We start from the raw sequence: 15,393 nt of genomic DNA on the forward strand, positions 1-15,393 counted from the left end.
TCCGCCCGGCGGCCGGCGCTTCCGTCCCCTTGGCGGTCGGCACCTCTCTCCCCCCGGCGGCCGGTGCCAGCACCTCCGTCCTTTCTGTCGCCAGTGCCTGCGTACCCGTCGTGAACTCGGCCATCGAACCCCCCTCGGTCAGTCCGCGGTCGGTGGCGCTTCCGCCGTGGGCGGGCGCGCTCCTCCGGGGTGTCTCCGCCCCGGTGGCCGGGGACACGGCTCCCCGGCGCGGGAAGGTCACCTCCAGCGGCCGATCTCGACGTTCTCCAGGACTCCGAGCGCGTCCGGCACCAGCACGGCCGCCGAGTAGTAGGCCGTCACCAGGTACTTGATGATCGACTGTTCGTTGATGCCCATGAACCGCACCGACAGGCTCGGCTCGATCTCGTCCGGGATGCCGGCCTGCTGGAGGCCGATGACGCCCTGGTCGGCCTCACCGGTACGCATGGCGATGATCGAGGTGGTCCGCTCCGAGGTGACCGGGATCTTGTTGCACGGATAGATCGGCACCCCGCGCCAGGTGGGGATGCGGTTGCCGCCCACGTCGATGGTCTCGGGGACCAGTCCGCGCTTGTTGAGCTCACGGCCGATCGCGGAGATCGCGCGCGGGTGGGCGAGCAGCAGCTTGGTGCCCCGGCGGCGGCTGAGCAGTTCGTCGAGGTCGTCGGGGCTGGGCACGCCGTCGTGCGGCTGGAGCCGCTGGTCGTACTCGCAGTTGTTCAGCAGCCCGAACTCGCGGTTGTTGACGAGTTCGTGCTCCTGGCGCTCCTTGAGCGCCTCGACGGTCAGCCGGATCTGCTGTTCCGTCTGGTTCATCGGCTGGTTGTAGAGGTCGGCCACCCGCGTGTGGATGCGCAGAACGGTCTGGGCGATGCTCAGTTCGTACTCGCGGGGCCGGGCGTCGTAGTCGACGAAGGTGTGCGGGATGTCGGGCTCGCCCGCGTGACCCGCGGCGAGGTCGATCTCTTTCTCGCCGTATTTGTTGGTGCGCTGCGAGGGGATCGCGCGCTGTTCCTGGAGGTGCTCGCGCAGGGCCTCGGCGCGCTCCGCCACCTGGTCGACGTCCTGGCGGGGCAGCACGAGGACCGTGCAGGTGGTGGCCGCGCGGGCGGTGTACTCCCAGATGGCGTCCGGGTCGAGGAGTGCCTGGTCGCCGAAGTAGGCGCCGTCGGCGAGGACGCCGAGGACCGCGTCGTCGCCGTAGGGTCCGGTGCCGACCTTCTCCACCCTGCCGTGCGCCAGCAGATACACCTCGTCGGCCTGGGCGCCGAAGGACGCGATCACCGAGCCCTGGGTGAACTCCCGCTGCTGGCAGCGCTGGGCGAGCTCGGAGAGCACGTCGTCGTCCTCGTACGACCTGAGTGCCGGCAGCTCGCGCAGCTCGGCCGGGATCACCTCGACCCGGTCCCCGGTCTTCACGAAGGTCACCCGGCCGTCGCCCACGGCGTAGCTCAGGCGCCTGTTCACCCGGTACGTACCGCCCTGTACGTTCACCCAGGGCAGCGTGCGCAGCAGCCAGCGGGAGCTGATCTCCTGCATCTGAGGTGCGGACTTGGTGGTGGTGGCCAGGTTCCGCGCGGCCGCTGTGCCGAGGCTCTGCTGCGGCCTGTCCTGCTCGGTGCGGACCTCTTCGCCTACCGACATAAGGAATTGCCCTCCCGGTACATGCCCGGACGCGATCTGCGCCCCGGCACCGATGTGCAAGAGCAACCCTTCCTCACGGAGCGTGCCGGTGCTATTACCCGAAAGGGGGGGAATGGATCACCGCGGGGTTGGGCATATGCGTGCTTCCTATCCACTGACATCCAGTCAATTCGATGCCGGAGAGCGGAATTTGACTGTCCGAATCAGCTCGCACGCTGTGCGAACCAGGAGTCGCAGTCGGCCGCTTTCGGTACAAGAACCAGTAGGGGCCGGCCGCGGTCGGCGGCCGGCGCGCGATGCGAAAGGAGGGAGCCATGGCCTCACCCATGTCCGCGGGCAGATTCCTGGCCGTCCTGCGGGCGGAGGGCGCCACCGTCGTCGAGGTCGGCGACTGGGAGCACCACAACCGCAACCACGTCGGCGCCTGGGGACCGGTGCACGGCGTGATGATCCACCACACGGTGACCAGGGGCAGCGCGGCGACGGTGGAACTCTGCCGCAAGGGCTACACCGACCTGCCGGGACCCCTGTGCCACGGCGTCATCACCAAGGACGGCACCGTCCATCTCGTCGGCTACGGCCGCGCCAACCACGCCGGTCTCGGCGACGACGACGTCCTGCGGGCCGTGATCGCCGAGAAGGCCCTCCCTCTCGACAACGAGGCCAACACCGACGGCAACCGCCACTTCTACGGCTTCGAGTGCGAGAACCTCGGCGACGGCGAGGATCCCTGGCCGGCGGCCCAGCTGAAGGCGATCGAGCAGGTGTCCGCTGCGGTGTGCCGTCACCACGGCTGGACGGAACGGTCGGTCATCGGCCACCTGGAGTGGCAACCGGGCAAGGTGGATCCGCGGGGCTTCACCATGGCCTGGCTGCGCGGCCGGATCCGGGAGCGCCTGAAGTGACCCCGCAGGTCACAATGGGGGCGTGACCGGCCTCGACACCCTGCGCCCCCGCCTGCCCTCGCCCTTGCAGGAGCTGTCGGACCCCCGCTTCGCCCGGCACGGCGTGCGCCTTCTCCTCAAGCGTGACGACCTGATCCACCCCGAGCTCATCGGCAACAAGTGGCGCAAACTCGCACCGAACCTCACCGCGGCGGCCGGCCGTACGGTCCTCACCTTCGGCGGCGCGTACTCCAACCATCTGCGTGCCACGGCCGCCGCGGGCCGCCTGCTGGCCCTGCCCACCATCGGTGTGGTCCGGGGTGAGGAACTCGCCGACCGCCCCCTGAACCCCTCCCTCGCCCGGTGCACGGCCGACGGCATGCGACTGCACTTCGTCGACCGGCCGACGTACCGCCGCAAGACCGAACCGGACACCCTCGCGCGCGTGCTGCGCGCGGCGGACGCCGAGGAGGCGTACGTCGTCCCGGAGGGCGGCAGCAACACCCCGGCCGTCCGAGGATGCCGAGCACTCGGCGAGGAGCTGTCGGGCCGGGCCGACGTCGTCGCGATCGCCTGCGGCACCGGCGGCACCCTCGCGGGCCTGGCGGCCGGACTGGCCCCTGACCAGCGCTGCCTGGGCGTCCCGGTCCTCAAGGGCGGTTTCCTGACCGCCGACATAGAGTCCCTGCAACGCCGTGCGTTCGGTGCCCGACGCGGGGCCTGGACACTGGACGACCGGTTCCACTTCGGCGGCTACGCCCGAATACCCGCCGCACTCGACACCTTCGCCGAGGACTTCGAGCAGCGTCACGGTGTCCCCGTGGAACGTCTCTATGTCGCCAAGTTGCTCTACGGACTCGTCACCCTCACCGAAGAGGGCGCCTTCCCGCGCGGGACGACATTGGCGGCCGTGGTCACCGGCCGCCCCTACTCGGCCGCCTCCCGATAGGCCGCCGCCTCCTCCAGGTCCAGCCTGCGCAGCAGTGTCCGCAGCATCTCGTCGTCGATGTAGCGCAGGTCCCGCAGCTTCACGAACACCGTGCGCTCGGCTCCGATCATCTCCCTGGACAGCCGGCGGTAGGTGTCGTCGACTGTCTCGCCGGTGAGGGGGTTGGACTGGCCGAGGCGTTCCCAGACGGCGTTGCGGCGGCGGTCCAGGACCATGCGCAGACGGTCGGCCAGCGGCGGTGGGAGGGCGTTGCGCTCGTCGGAGAGGAGTTCGTCCAGACGCCGTTCGGCGGCGCGCGAGGCCTGCGCCTGGGCGTTGGCCTCGGCGAGGGTCTCGGCCTGCTGGTCGCGGCCAGGGAGCTTCAGCAGGCGGATCAGCGGGGGCAGGGTGACGCCCTGGACGACGAGGGTGCCGATGACCGTCGTGAAGGTCAGGAAGAGGATCAGGTTGCGGCCCTCGAACGGCTCGCCGTTGTGCAGGTGCTCCGGGATCGAGAAGGCGATCGCCAGCGAGACCACGCCCCGCATCCCGGCCCAGGCGATGACGAAGGGCGCCTTCCAGGTGGGGTTGTCCTCACGCGCGCGGATCCGCGCGGAGAGGATGCGCGGCAGGAAGGTCGCCGGATAGACCCACACGAACCTCGAGACGACGACCAGGAGGAAGACGGCGACCGCGTACCAGACGGCGGGGCCGCCCTCGTACTCCCCGAGGCCCTTCAGCACGACAGGCAGTTGGAGCCCGATGAGGGCGAACACCGACGACTCCAGGACGAAGGCGACCATCTTCCAGACGGCGTCCTCCTGAAGGCGCGTCGCGAAGTCGACCTCCCACGCGCGGTGTCCGAGGAAGAGGGCCACCACGACCACGGCGAGCACGCCGGACGCGTGGAACTGCTCGGCCGCCGCGTAGGCGACGAACGGGATCAGCAGGGAGAGCGTGTTCTGCAGCAGCGGCTCCTCGAGATGGGTTCGCAGCCAGTGGATCGGCACCATCAGCACCAGGCCGACCGCGACCCCGCCGACCGCCGCGAGCAGGAACTCGCCGATGCCGCCCGCCCAGGTGGCGCCCTCGCCGATCGCGGCCGCGAGCGCGACCCGGTAGGCGGTGATCGCCGTCGCGTCGTTCACCAGGGACTCGCCCTGCAGGATGGTCGTGATTTTGGAGGGCAGGCCCACGCGGCGTGCCACCGCCGTCGCCGCGACCGCGTCCGGCGGTGCCACCACGGCGCCCAGCACGAGCGCCCCCGTCAGCGACAGACCCGGCACGATCCGGTACGCCGCCCAGCCGACGGCGATGGTCGCGAAGAGCACGTATCCCACAGACAGCAGCGCCACGGGCCGCATTTGCGCCCTGAGGTCGAGATAGGAGCTGTCGGTGGCCGCGGAGTGCAGCAGCGGCGGCAGGATGATGGGCAGGACCACGTCCGGGTCGAGCGTGTACTCGGGGACCCCGGGGAGGTACGAGATCAGCAGCCCGGCCGCGACCAGCAGCAGTGGCGCCGGAACCGGGGTGCGCCGGGCCGCCGCCGCGATCCCCGCGCTTCCCGCCACCAGCAACAGCAGTGGCATCACGTCCATGACCCTCGCCCGCCCTCGTTCATCGTCGTGCGCCCGCCCTCTTTTTGCACGCGGCCGCCCGCGCGGCCGTCGTAACCTGGCAATCATGAAACAGTGCACGCACGCGGACGCGCTGCCGCACCCGGAGCCCGAGCCGCTCAGCGACACCTGCCCGGAGTGCTTGAGGGACGGTACCCACCCGGTACAACTGCGCCTGTGCCTGTCCTGTGGTCACGTCGGTTGCTGCGACTCCTCTCCCGGACAACACGCGACGAAGCACCACAAGGACTCCGAGCACCCGGTCATGCGGACCCACGAACCGGGTGAGAACTGGCGTTGGTGCTTCGTGGACCACGTCCTTGTGTGACCCTGGACCCCCGGGTTCCAGGACGGTTCGACCGTCTGACGTCTGGGTACGTCAACCCGGCGCGCGTTCTTCCCAATTGGAGCCGCAAACCCCTAGACACGGAGCGTGTCCACAGTTTTACTGTGAGTGACGGCAAGGGGTTGGGGTCCCGGGGACAGGAAAGTCGAGAGCGCGGTAGCGTCACCGCTGAACCACACGTCGCGTTACTCCGGGGGGCGACCCTCGGCCCCCGTAAAGCTTGTACCACCTTGGAGGTGAGGGTGTCCCAGATCGCAGGCGAGCCCGCGACCCAGGACTTCGTGGAAGTCCGGCTGCCGGCCGCGGGTGCCTACCTGTCGGTGCTGCGGACGGCCACGGCCGGCCTCGCAGCCCGTTTGGACTTCACCCTCGACGAGATCGAGGACCTGCGCATCGCGGTGGACGAGGCCTGCGCGATCCTGCTCCAGCAGGCCGTGCCCGGCTCGGTGCTCAGCTGTGTCTTCCGACTCGTCGACGACTCGCTGGAGGTCACCGTCTCGGCCCCGACCACGGACGGTCACGCACCGTCACGGGACACCTTCGCCTGGACCGTCCTCTCGGCCCTCGCGGGCAAGGTCTCTTCGGCCGTGGACGAGGACAAGACCGTTTCGATCAGCCTCTACAAACAGCGCGGCGCGGGACCCGGGCCGGCGTGAGGAACGGGGACGGGCCGGTGCGGGACGAAGAGCGCGGCACACGGGAGCTGCCGGCCGAGGGCGGGCACCGTCCTGTCGGCCCGGGCGGCGCCGACAGCCTGGGCGACGACGGCTCCGGCGGTTTCCGTCGCATGGCGGACGGCATCGACGGCATCCCCGAGCAGCCCCGGCCGCATCCGGAGGAGGACGTCGTCGACACGACGGCGACCGGCTTCCTGGACGACGGGCAGCGTGATCGGAAGGGTGCCGTGCAGGATGCGCCTCCCGCAGGGCGGGCCGGGGTCCTCCCGGTGCGGACGGAGGCGACGGCTCGTGGAAGGGCGACGGGCGGGACGATGAGCGAGCACGAGCGAAACGCAGAGGACGGCGCGGCGGGCGCGAACAACACGCCGGTCCCGCGGCACGATCCACAGGACCGCAGCGGGGCACGTGCCCTCTTCATCGAGCTGCGCGCGCTGAAGGACGGCAGCCCGGAGTACGCGGAGCTGCGCAACCAGCTGGTCCGGATGCACCTGCCGCTCGTCGAGCACCTCGCGCGCCGCTTCCGCAACCGCGGCGAGCCGCTGGACGACCTGACCCAGGTCGCGACCATCGGCCTGATCAAGTCGGTCGACCGTTTCGACCCGGACCGCGGGGTGGAGTTCTCGACCTACGCGACCCCCACGGTGGTGGGCGAGATCAAGCGCCACTTCCGTGACAAGGGCTGGGCGGTCCGGGTGCCCCGGCGTCTGCAGGAACTGCGCCTGGCCCTCACGACGGCCACGGCGGAGCTCTCGCAGCGGCACGGCCGCTCCCCCACGGTCCACGAGCTGGCCGAGAAGCTGGCCATCTCGGAGGAGGAGGTCCTGGAGGGCCTGGAGTCCGCCAACGCGTACTCCACGCTGTCCCTGGACGTCCCCGACACGGACGACGAGTCCCCGGCGGTCGCGGACACGCTGGGTGCCTACGACGAGGCGCTGGAGGGCGTCGAGTACCGGGAGTCGCTCAAGCCGCTGCTCGAGGATCTCCCCCCGCGCGAGAAGCGAATCCTTCTCCTCCGCTTCTTCGGCAACATGACCCAGTCGCAGATCGCGCAGGAGGTCGGCATCTCCCAGATGCACGTCTCCCGACTGCTGGCCCGCACACTGGCCCAGCTCCGGGAGAAGCTGCTGGTGGAGGAGTAGACGCCGGGGCCCGCCCCAAGGCCGTTCCGCCACGGGGCAGCTCCGAGCCGAGGCCACCGCTCGCCGCCGGGCGCGGCCTCAGGCCGGGGAGCGCCGAGGAGCTGGGGCCGTAGGTCGTCCCTCGCATGCGCCCCACGGCTCCGCCGGCGTTCCGGGGCCGGGGTTCGACTGCTGTACGGTCGCCGCCGCCCTCTCGGTTTCTACGACTGCCACCGGCCGCGATCAACGGCCGTGCACCGGCACGACGGCTCCGCTGCGACGACCCTTCCTCCCCGACCGGACAAGCGCCGAGCCCCACGATCGCAGCCGGCGCACACCCCCAACGGCTACCGCTTGCCGTCCTCAGCCCGTCCCGGTCCCCTGATTCCGAGCGCCTGGGTCGTCGCCGGGTTGATCAGCAGGATCAGCGCGGCCACCGCGACGACCGCGAGGGCGATGCCCGCCGGGATCGCCACGCTGTCGGCCTGGAGGAGGTTGTAGGCGACGGGCAGGGCCATGATCTGGGTGATGACGGCCGGCCCCCGGCTCCAGCTGCGCCGGCCGAGCAGCCCGCGTGCGGCGAGGAGCGGCAGCAGTGCGAGGACGATCAGCGTGATGCCCCCGGTGACGGCCGACTGCCGGTCGTCCGGGTCGCCGGCCAGGCCCTCCACGAGCATCCAGACGCCTCCCGCGACGAGCGCGAGCCCTTCGAGGGCGGCCAGGGCGGCGGCGTACGTCAGGCGCCGCGGGCGCGGACCGGCGGTCTCGGGGGTGGCGGGAATCTGCTCGCTGCTCACCCCTGAAGAGTAGCCCGCGCCCCCGGAGGCGCCGCGGGTGCGGCGTGGGCAACGCACACCGCCGCGCGGAGGTTGCCCCACGCCTCCGCGTGGCAAGGTTCACGCGCCGAAGTCTTACGTGATCCCTACCTCGACCTGTGCCCGGTACCACCCAGTAGGTACGCTGCAACCCATGCGTGCACTTCTCGTGGTCAATCCGGCGGCAACCACCACAAGCGCACGTACGCGCGATGTCCTGATCCACGCGCTCGCGAGCGAGATGAAACTGGAAGCGGTCACCACCGAGTACCGCGGCCACGCGCGCGACCTGGGCCGGCAGGCGGCGGAGAGCAAGGACATCGACCTGGTCGTGGCGCTGGGCGGCGACGGCACGGTCAACGAGGTCGTCAACGGCCTCCTGCACGCCGGCCCCGCCCCCGAGCACCTCCCCGGCCTCGCCGTGGTCCCCGGTGGCTCCACCAACGTCTTCGCCCGCGCCCTCGGCCTGCCCAACGACGCCGTGGAGTCCACCGGCGCCCTCCTCGACGCTCTGCGCGAGGGCAGCGAGCGTACGGTCGGCCTGGGTCTGGCCTCGGGCACACCCGGCACCGAGGACGAGGCCGTGCCGGGGCGCTGGTTCACCTTCAACGCGGGGCTCGGATTCGACGCCGGCGTCGTCGGCCGGGTCGAGCAGCAGAGGGAGCGCGGCAGGAAATCCACACACGCTCTCTACGTCCGTCAGGCACTGCGCCAGTTCTTCGGCGAGGCGCACCGCCGGCACGGGACGATCACCCTGGAGCGTCCGGATGCGGAGCCGGTGACCGATCTGGTCCTGTCCATAGTCTCGAACACCTCTCCGTGGACCTTCCTGGGCAATCACCCGATGTACGCGTCACCTAAGGCGTCGTTCGATAAAGGCCTCGACGTACTCGCTCTCAGCCGTATGACGACGACCTCGATCGCCCGATATGGCACCCAGTTGCTCACTTCGTCCCCCGAGCGCGGCCCCCACGGCAAGCACGCCGTGTCCCTGCACGACCTGGACCAGTTCACCTTGCATTCGAAGGTGCCCCTGCCCCTCCAGATGGACGGCGACCACCTCGGACTGCGTACGAGCGTGACGTTCACAGGCGTACGCCGTGCACTGCGTGTGATTGTGTGAGCAGAAGGGGCTAAAGTCCTTTCACTCGAACGTTTAGACCAGGGTCCACCCCATGGAAGTACGGCTGTGACCTAGTCGACACCGAGGAATCAAAAAAAACTTTCCGGAAGGGGTTGTATCCGCCGCTGAGGTTTGCGAGTCTCTACGTGGCGGTCGGGACAGCCCGCAACACCAGCGTCCACAGGCCACCGGAACCCCTCTTCAATCCACAGGACCACACCGGGGAAGACTCGGTGATCGGCCCTTCACTTGTTGAGGGATTCGTGAAAGCGTTCACATTCACAAGCAACTTGCACGTAATACCAAGGAGAGGTAGCAGCCATGGACTGGCGTCACAACGCCGTTTGCCGCGAGGAAGACCCCGAGCTCTTCTTCCCCATCGGCAACACCGGTCCTGCGCTGCTGCAGATCGAGGAAGCCAAGGCCGTCTGCCGTCGCTGCCCCGTTATGGATCAGTGTCTGCAGTGGGCGCTCGAGTCCGGTCAGGACTCCGGCGTCTGGGGTGGTCTCAGCGAGGACGAGCGTCGCGCCATGAAGCGCCGTGCCGCCCGCAACCGGGCCCGTCAGGCCTCCGCCTGACACACCCACCCCGCACAGCCTGAGCTTGGCGGCGCGTACACCGCGTACGCTTCTCCCGCCCCCGAGCCGCAGCGCGCAGTACCCCCGATGCGCAGCACACGCTGGCAACGAGCATTTGAGCCCCGGACCCCTGAACGGTCCGGGGCTTTTTGCTGTCCACCGGCCTTGTGCACGGCCTTGCTCGTCACCTGTGGCCTTGCTCGCCGCCTACCGCCCTACTTGTGGGCCTGCACCGGCACATCCAGGATCACGCGGGTGCCGCCCTCCGGTGCCGGGACCATGTCGAACGTGCCGCCCAACTCGCCCTCCACCAGCGTCCGTACGATCTGCAGGCCCAGGTTGCCCGCGGTGTGCGGGTCGAATCCCTCGGGCAGACCGACGCCGTTGTCCTGGACGGTGACAAGGAGGCGGGCTTCCTTCGTGGTGCCGCCGCGGACGGCCGAGACCTCGACCGTGCCGGTCTCGCCCTCGCGGAAGCCGTGCTCCAGGGCGTTCTGTAGGATTTCCGTGAGGACCATGGACAGCGGGGTGGCGACCTCGGCGTCCAGGATGCCGAAGCGTCCGCTGCGCCGGCCGGTGACCTTGCCCGGGGAGATCTCGGCGACCATGGCGAGCACGCGGTCGGCGATCTCGTCGAACTCCACACGCTCGTCCAGGTTCTGAGACAGCGTCTCGTGCACGATCGCGATCGAGCCGACCCGCCGTACCGCCTCTTCGAGCGCCTCCCGGCCGCGGTCGGACTCGATGCGCCGGGCCTGGAGGCGGAGCAGGGCCGCCACCGTCTGGAGGTTGTTCTTCACCCGGTGGTGGATCTCCCGGATGGTCGCGTCCTTGGTGATCAACTCACGCTCGCGGCGGCGCAGTTCGGTCACGTCCCGTAGCAGGACCAGTGAACCGATGCGGGTGCCCTTGGGTTTGAGCGGGATCGCCCGGAACTGGATGACCCCGTCACGCGCCTCGATCTCGAACTCACGGGGCGCCCAGCCGCTGGCGACCTTGGCGAGTGCCTCGTCCACCGGACCGCGGGTCGGGGCGAGTTCGGCGGTGGTCCTGCCGAGGTGCTGGCCGACGAGGTCGGAGGCGAGGCCCATGCGGTGGTAGGCGGACAGGGCGTTCGGGGAGGCGTACTGGACGATGCCGTCCGCGTCGAGGCGGATCAGGCCGTCGCCGACGCGGGGGGCCGCGTCCATGTCCATCTGCTGGTTGGGGAACGGGAAGGAGCCGGCCGCGATCATCTGGGCCAGGTCGGACGCACTCTGCAGATAGGTCAGTTCGAGACGGCTCGGGGTGCGGACGGTCAGCAGGTTGGTGTTGCGCGCGATGACACCGAGGACGCGCCCCTCCCGTCGTACCGGGATCGACTCGACGCGGACCGGGACCTCCTCGCGCCACTCCGGGTCGCCCTCGCGCACGATCCGGCCCTCGTCGAGCGCCGCGTCCAGCAGCGGGCGGCGGCCGCGCGGGACGAGGTGGCCGACCATGTCGTCCTGGTAGGAGGTGGGGCCGGTGTTGGGCCGCATCTGGGCGACGGAGACATAGCGGGTGCCGTCGCGCGTGGGGACCCACAGCACGAGGTCGGCGAAGGAGAGGTCGGAGAGCAACTGCCACTCCGAGACCAGCAGATGCAGCCACTCGAGGTCGGAGTCGTCGAGGGCGGTGTGCTGGCGGACCAGTTCGTTCATGGAGGGCACGGGTGCGAGCGTACCTGGGGGTATGTGAGTGACCTAAAAACACCGTACGCCGATGGAATTCCGAGCCCGGGAACACCCGCGGGCCGCGGCGCCTGGGAAGGACCCTCAACCTTCCCGGCACCGCAGCCCGGAGCAACATCGGCCGCGGGGTGTGCGGTCCCGGTCGGCCGAGGATGAGGACCCGGGGCAGTCAGGGCAGAGAGCTCCGGTTCCTCGGTCCGCCTTCCTGTGCGGGGAAGACGGAAGTCGCGGTTCAATTGTGGACTAGACCACTAGGTGTGTCCATGCGTTGGAGCCTGTTTGTTGTTGGAGCTTTCCCTCGCGGGAGCCAACGGGTCGGACGCCCTGACATCCACCACGCAGCCTAACGCGTGTGGGTTCATGTGCGGGGCCAGATGGTCATGGCAATTTCCGCGACCGCCTCCAACTCCACCCGGCTCGCGCCGTCGCGCGCCTGTTGGGACATGCCCTGGATCACCGCCCCGGTGTACCGGGCCAGCGCGGCGGCGTCGGTTCCGGCCGGCAGCTCCCCTGCGGCGATGCCGGCGCCGATACGGCTCTCGAGGGCGGCGATGTTGGCGTTGCGCCGCGCGCGCAGCGACTCCTCGACCTCCGGGGTGGAGCAGTTGGTGGCGGCATGGATGACGAGGCAGCCGTGCGGATGGCCGGGGGCCGTGTACTCGACGGCGGCCTCCCGCAGCATCCGCCGCACGGCGGCCCGGGCGGTGGGCTCCTCGGCGAGGGCACGGTCACCGAAGGAGCCGTACCGGACCCCGTACTCCTTCACGACCTCCTCGAACAGCGACCGCTTGTCACCGAAGGCCGCGTAGAGACTGGGGGCCCCGATGTCCATGACGCGGGTGAGGTCGGAGACGGACGTGGCCTCGTATCCGTGCTCCCAGAAGGCCAGGATCGCCTTCTCCAGGGCGGTCTCACGGTCGAAGGACCGAGGGCGCCCACGGGGTTTCGATCTGCCGACCGCAGGCTTGACCTGCACTTCCGCTCCCTCGCTGCCCACCATGGAGTGAATTGTATAGCGGGCACTAGATAAAGGACGTGGGGACCCTGTACGGTTTTTTCTGTAGCGACCGCTAGAGAAAACAGGGGGCAATTGACATGGGCGCGCTCACGGGCAGGACCGCTCTGGTGACAGGGGCGAGCAGGGGGATCGGGCGGGGCATCGCCGAGCGCCTGGGGCGGGACGACGCGCGGGTGGCGGTGCACTACGGCAGGAGTGAAGCGGCGGCGAAGGAGACCGTCGCCGCGATCGAGGCGGCCGGCGGCCGCGCCTTCACGATCCGGGCCGAGCTGGAGACACCCGGAGCCGTCGACGCTCTCTGGGAGGAGTTCGACCGGCACGCGGACGGGCTGGACATCCTGGTGAACAACGCGGGAATCGGCTCCTCCCGCCCGATCGAGGAGATCGACGAAGGGGAATACGACCGGCTCTTCGCGGTGAATGTAAAGGCGCCGTTCTTCCTGGTCAAACAGGGCTCGATACGACTCCGGGACGGCGGCCGGATCATCAACGTCTCGTCGGGGCTGGCCCGTACCGCCGCGATGCCGCACAACATGGCGTACGCCATGACGAAGGGCGCACTGGACGTGTTCTCCCGCGATCTGTCCAAGGTCCTGGGCATCCGGGGTATCCGGGTGAACTCGGTGGCACCCGGTCTGATCGACACCGACAACACCGCCGAGCTGCTGCACGGCACGGAGGGCGGCTGGGCGCGGGCGGAGGCCTTTTCGGCGCTGGGGAAGGTGGGGACACCGGCCGATGTCGCGGACGTGGTGGCCTTCTTGGCCTCGGACGACGGGCGGTGGGTGACCGGGAGCTGGGTGGATGCCACGGGAGGTTCGATGCCGTGAGCCGTCCCGCCAGGATCAGTGCGTCTCCGTCACCTTCGCCAGGGCGCGCGGCGCGTCCGGGTCCTGGCCGCGGGCGATGGTGACCTCGTAGGCCAGGAGCTGGAGGGGGATGATCTCCAGGACGGGCTGGACCTCCTCGGCCACGCCGTCGGTGGGCAGGACGAAGCCGGCCGAGGCCTGCTCGACCTGACTCCGGGGGCCGACCACGACCAGGTCCGCACCCCGGCCGCGCAGCCGGTCGAGGACGGGCTGGAGGGCCTCGCCGCCCTTGCCGTCGGTGACGACCGCGATGACCGGCGAGACGTTGTCGACCATGGCGAGGGGGCCGTGGAGCAGATCGGCGCCGGAGTAGGCGAGGGCGGGGATGTAGCTGGTCTCCATCAGCTTGAGGGCGGCTTCCTTGGCGGTGGGGTAGCCGTAGCCGCGGGAGGTGATCACCATGCGCTCGGCGAAGCGGTAGCGGGCGGCCAGGGCGCGGACCTCGTCCTGCCGGGCGAGCAGTCCGGTGGCCAGGTCCGGCAGTCCCCGGGCGGGCGCTCCGTCGCCGCCGCGCAGACCTTCGACGAAGAGATAGAGAGCGAGGAGGGAGGCCGTGTAGGTCTTGGTCGCGGGGAGGGCCTTCTCCGGTCCGGCCATGATGTCGATGTGGTACTCGGAGACGCCGGCCAGCGGGGAGTCGGGATTGTTGGTCACCGCGAGGGTAATGGCGCCGGCTTCGCGCGCGGCCCGGGTCGAGGCCACCAGGTCCGGGGAGCCGCCGGACTGGCTGACGGTGACGACGAGGACGTCGGTGAGGTCGGGGCGGGCACCGTAGGCGGTGGTGGTCGACATGGAGCTCAGGCCGCAGGGCAGGCCGAGGCGGACTTCGAGGAGGTACTTGGCGTAGAGGGCCGCGTTGTCGGAGGTGCCGCGGGCGGTGAGCAGGACGAAGCGGGGTGCGCGGGCGGCGATCTCCTGGGCTGCCTTGCGGACGGCCGGGGCGCCCTCGTCCAGGATGCGGCGCAGGACGGCGGGCTGTTCGGCCATCTCGCGGGCCATGATCCGGCCGGGGAGTTCGCTCTGCGGGTCGGGTGTCGTGACGGTGGTCATGGCCCTGTTCCACTCCCCGTTCCACTCCCCCGCGCGAAATGGCGCCTGTCCGCGATGTGACGGGGTGGCGGCGTTCGGGGACCTGGGCGGTGGAACCCGATTCTGTTAGATTGGTCTAAACCACATGGGCCGCACCGGGGTCCGGTCGAGCCCTCTCTGTTCAGACCGTTGCTACAGATCAGACCGTTTCCTCAGATCGGCAGGCCCAGCGTGGAAGTTGTCATCGTTCCGGACGCCAAGGCGGGTGGCGAGCTCATCGCCGAGGCCATGGCCCAGCTGCTCCGGCGCAAGCCCGACGCCCTGCTCGGTGTGGCGACCGGCTCCACCCCGCTGCCCATCTACGAGGCGCTGGCGGCGAAGGTGCGGTCCGGTGCCGTGGACGCCTCGCAGGCGCGGATAGCCCAGCTCGACGAGTACGTGGGGCTGCCGGCCGAACATCCGGAGTCCTACCGTTCGGTGCTGCGGCGCGAGGTGCTGGAGCCGCTCGGGATACCGATGGCCTCCTTCATGGGGCCGGACGGGACGGCCCAGGACATCACCGGCGCGTGCGAGGCGTACGACTCGGCGCTGGCGGAGGCCGGGGGCGTGGATCTGCAGCTGCTCGGGATCGGGACGGACGGGCACATCGGGTTCAACGAGCCGTGTTCCTCGCTGGCCTCGCGGACCCGGATCAAGACGTTGACCGAGCAGACCCGGGTGGACAACGCGCGGTTCTTCGAGGGGGACATCGCGCAGGTGCCGCACCATGTGATCACCCAGGGGATCGGGACGATTCTCGAGGCACGGCATCTGGTGCTGCTCGCCACCGGTGAGGGCAAGGCGGACGCGGTGGCGGCGACGGTGGAGGGGCCGGTCGCCGCGGTGTGCCCTGCGTCGGCACTTCAGCTGCACCCGCATGCGACGGTGGTCGTGGACGAGGGGGCTGCTTCCAAGTTGAAGCTGGCGGACTACTTCCGGCACACCTTCGTCAACAAGCCTGACTGGCAGGGGATTTAGGGCCCCTGGCGAAGA

Annotated in this window: 15 protein-coding genes; 9 read left to right on the top strand and 6 right to left on the bottom strand. The window is 69.9% G+C overall.

Annotation, left to right across the window (positions count from 1 at the left end; translation table 11 throughout):
* Positions 1 to 237: 237 nt before the first annotated feature.
* The gene (locus ABZT06_RS36240) at positions 238 to 1,644 is read right to left on the bottom strand and encodes a family 2B encapsulin nanocompartment shell protein (protein WP_355751031.1); all 1,407 of its coding nucleotides are present in this window, start codon (positions 1,642 to 1,644) and stop codon (positions 238 to 240) included.
* 314 nt (positions 1,645 to 1,958) lie between these two features.
* On the opposite strand from ABZT06_RS36240, the gene ABZT06_RS36245 reads away from it, so the two are divergent.
* Entirely contained in the window at positions 1,959 to 2,549 is a 591-nt protein-coding gene (locus ABZT06_RS36245) for an N-acetylmuramoyl-L-alanine amidase (RefSeq protein ID WP_355751034.1), read from the top strand.
* A gap of 22 nt (positions 2,550 to 2,571) precedes the next feature.
* On the top strand, positions 2,572 to 3,477 hold the full coding sequence (locus tag ABZT06_RS36250) for a pyridoxal-phosphate dependent enzyme (protein WP_355751037.1): 906 nt from the start codon (positions 2,572 to 2,574) through the stop codon (positions 3,475 to 3,477).
* On the opposite strand, the gene ABZT06_RS36255 is transcribed toward ABZT06_RS36250, so the two are convergent.
* Complete coding sequence (locus ABZT06_RS36255) at positions 3,456 to 5,054, bottom strand: Na+/H+ antiporter (RefSeq protein WP_355751040.1); 1,599 nt, start codon at positions 5,052 to 5,054, stop codon at positions 3,456 to 3,458. The genes ABZT06_RS36250 and ABZT06_RS36255 overlap by 22 nt on opposite strands.
* An 85-nt stretch (positions 5,055 to 5,139) precedes the next feature.
* Between ABZT06_RS36255 and ABZT06_RS36260 the strand changes: the two genes are divergently transcribed.
* From ABZT06_RS36260 to ABZT06_RS36270, 3 genes are all read left to right on the top strand, one after another.
* Positions 5,140 to 5,400 (top strand): UBP-type zinc finger domain-containing protein, encoded by a 261-nt coding sequence (locus tag ABZT06_RS36260; RefSeq protein WP_355751043.1) that lies wholly within the window; start codon positions 5,140 to 5,142, stop codon positions 5,398 to 5,400.
* Between the two features lie 260 nt (positions 5,401 to 5,660).
* Positions 5,661 to 6,074 (top strand): anti-sigma regulatory factor, encoded by a 414-nt coding sequence (locus ABZT06_RS36265; protein WP_004925829.1) that lies wholly within the window; start codon positions 5,661 to 5,663, stop codon positions 6,072 to 6,074.
* 17 nt (positions 6,075 to 6,091) lie between these two features.
* Positions 6,092 to 7,237, top strand: coding sequence for an RNA polymerase sigma factor SigF (locus ABZT06_RS36270; RefSeq protein WP_355751046.1), 1,146 nt, complete (start codon positions 6,092 to 6,094; stop codon positions 7,235 to 7,237).
* A 326-nt stretch (positions 7,238 to 7,563) separates the two neighbouring features.
* On the opposite strand, the gene ABZT06_RS36275 is transcribed toward ABZT06_RS36270, so the two are convergent.
* On the bottom strand, positions 7,564 to 8,013 hold the full coding sequence (locus tag ABZT06_RS36275) for a hypothetical protein (RefSeq protein WP_355751049.1): 450 nt from the start codon (positions 8,011 to 8,013) through the stop codon (positions 7,564 to 7,566).
* Between the two features lie 172 nt (positions 8,014 to 8,185).
* Here ABZT06_RS36275 and ABZT06_RS36280 point away from each other — a divergent pair, with 172 nt between their 5' ends.
* Both ABZT06_RS36280 and ABZT06_RS36285 read left to right on the top strand, forming a co-directional pair.
* Positions 8,186 to 9,154 (top strand): diacylglycerol kinase family protein, encoded by a 969-nt coding sequence (locus ABZT06_RS36280; protein ID WP_355751052.1) that lies wholly within the window; start codon positions 8,186 to 8,188, stop codon positions 9,152 to 9,154.
* Positions 9,155 to 9,475: 321 nt separating this feature from the next.
* On the top strand, positions 9,476 to 9,733 hold the full coding sequence (locus tag ABZT06_RS36285) for a WhiB family transcriptional regulator (RefSeq protein ID WP_006142322.1): 258 nt from the start codon (positions 9,476 to 9,478) through the stop codon (positions 9,731 to 9,733).
* Positions 9,734 to 9,948: 215 nt separating this feature from the next.
* Here the strand turns inward: ABZT06_RS36285 and ABZT06_RS36290 are convergent, their stop codons facing one another.
* Complete coding sequence (locus ABZT06_RS36290; RefSeq protein ID WP_355751158.1) at positions 9,949 to 11,415, bottom strand: PAS domain-containing sensor histidine kinase; 1,467 nt, start codon at positions 11,413 to 11,415, stop codon at positions 9,949 to 9,951.
* Positions 11,416 to 11,803: 388 nt separating this feature from the next.
* On the bottom strand, positions 11,804 to 12,445 hold the full coding sequence (locus tag ABZT06_RS36295; protein WP_355751057.1) for a TetR/AcrR family transcriptional regulator: 642 nt from the start codon (positions 12,443 to 12,445) through the stop codon (positions 11,804 to 11,806).
* A 95-nt stretch (positions 12,446 to 12,540) separates the two neighbouring features.
* Between ABZT06_RS36295 and ABZT06_RS36300 the strand changes: the two genes are divergently transcribed.
* On the top strand, positions 12,541 to 13,293 hold the full coding sequence (locus ABZT06_RS36300) for an SDR family oxidoreductase (RefSeq protein ID WP_355751060.1): 753 nt from the start codon (positions 12,541 to 12,543) through the stop codon (positions 13,291 to 13,293).
* Between the two features lie 15 nt (positions 13,294 to 13,308).
* On the opposite strand, the gene ABZT06_RS36305 is transcribed toward ABZT06_RS36300, so the two are convergent.
* Positions 13,309 to 14,382, bottom strand: a complete 1,074-nt coding sequence (locus ABZT06_RS36305; protein ID WP_355751063.1) for an SIS domain-containing protein — start codon at positions 14,380 to 14,382, stop codon at positions 13,309 to 13,311.
* A gap of 210 nt (positions 14,383 to 14,592) precedes the next feature.
* On the opposite strand from ABZT06_RS36305, the gene nagB reads away from it, so the two are divergent.
* On the top strand, positions 14,593 to 15,378 hold the full coding sequence (nagB, locus tag ABZT06_RS36310; protein WP_355751066.1) for a glucosamine-6-phosphate deaminase: 786 nt from the start codon (positions 14,593 to 14,595) through the stop codon (positions 15,376 to 15,378).
* Positions 15,379 to 15,393 lie beyond the last annotated feature (15 nt).

It is taken from the genome of Streptomyces sp. NPDC005483 (genome assembly GCF_040606035.1).
Lineage (GTDB): Bacteria > Actinomycetota > Actinomycetes > Streptomycetales > Streptomycetaceae > Streptomyces.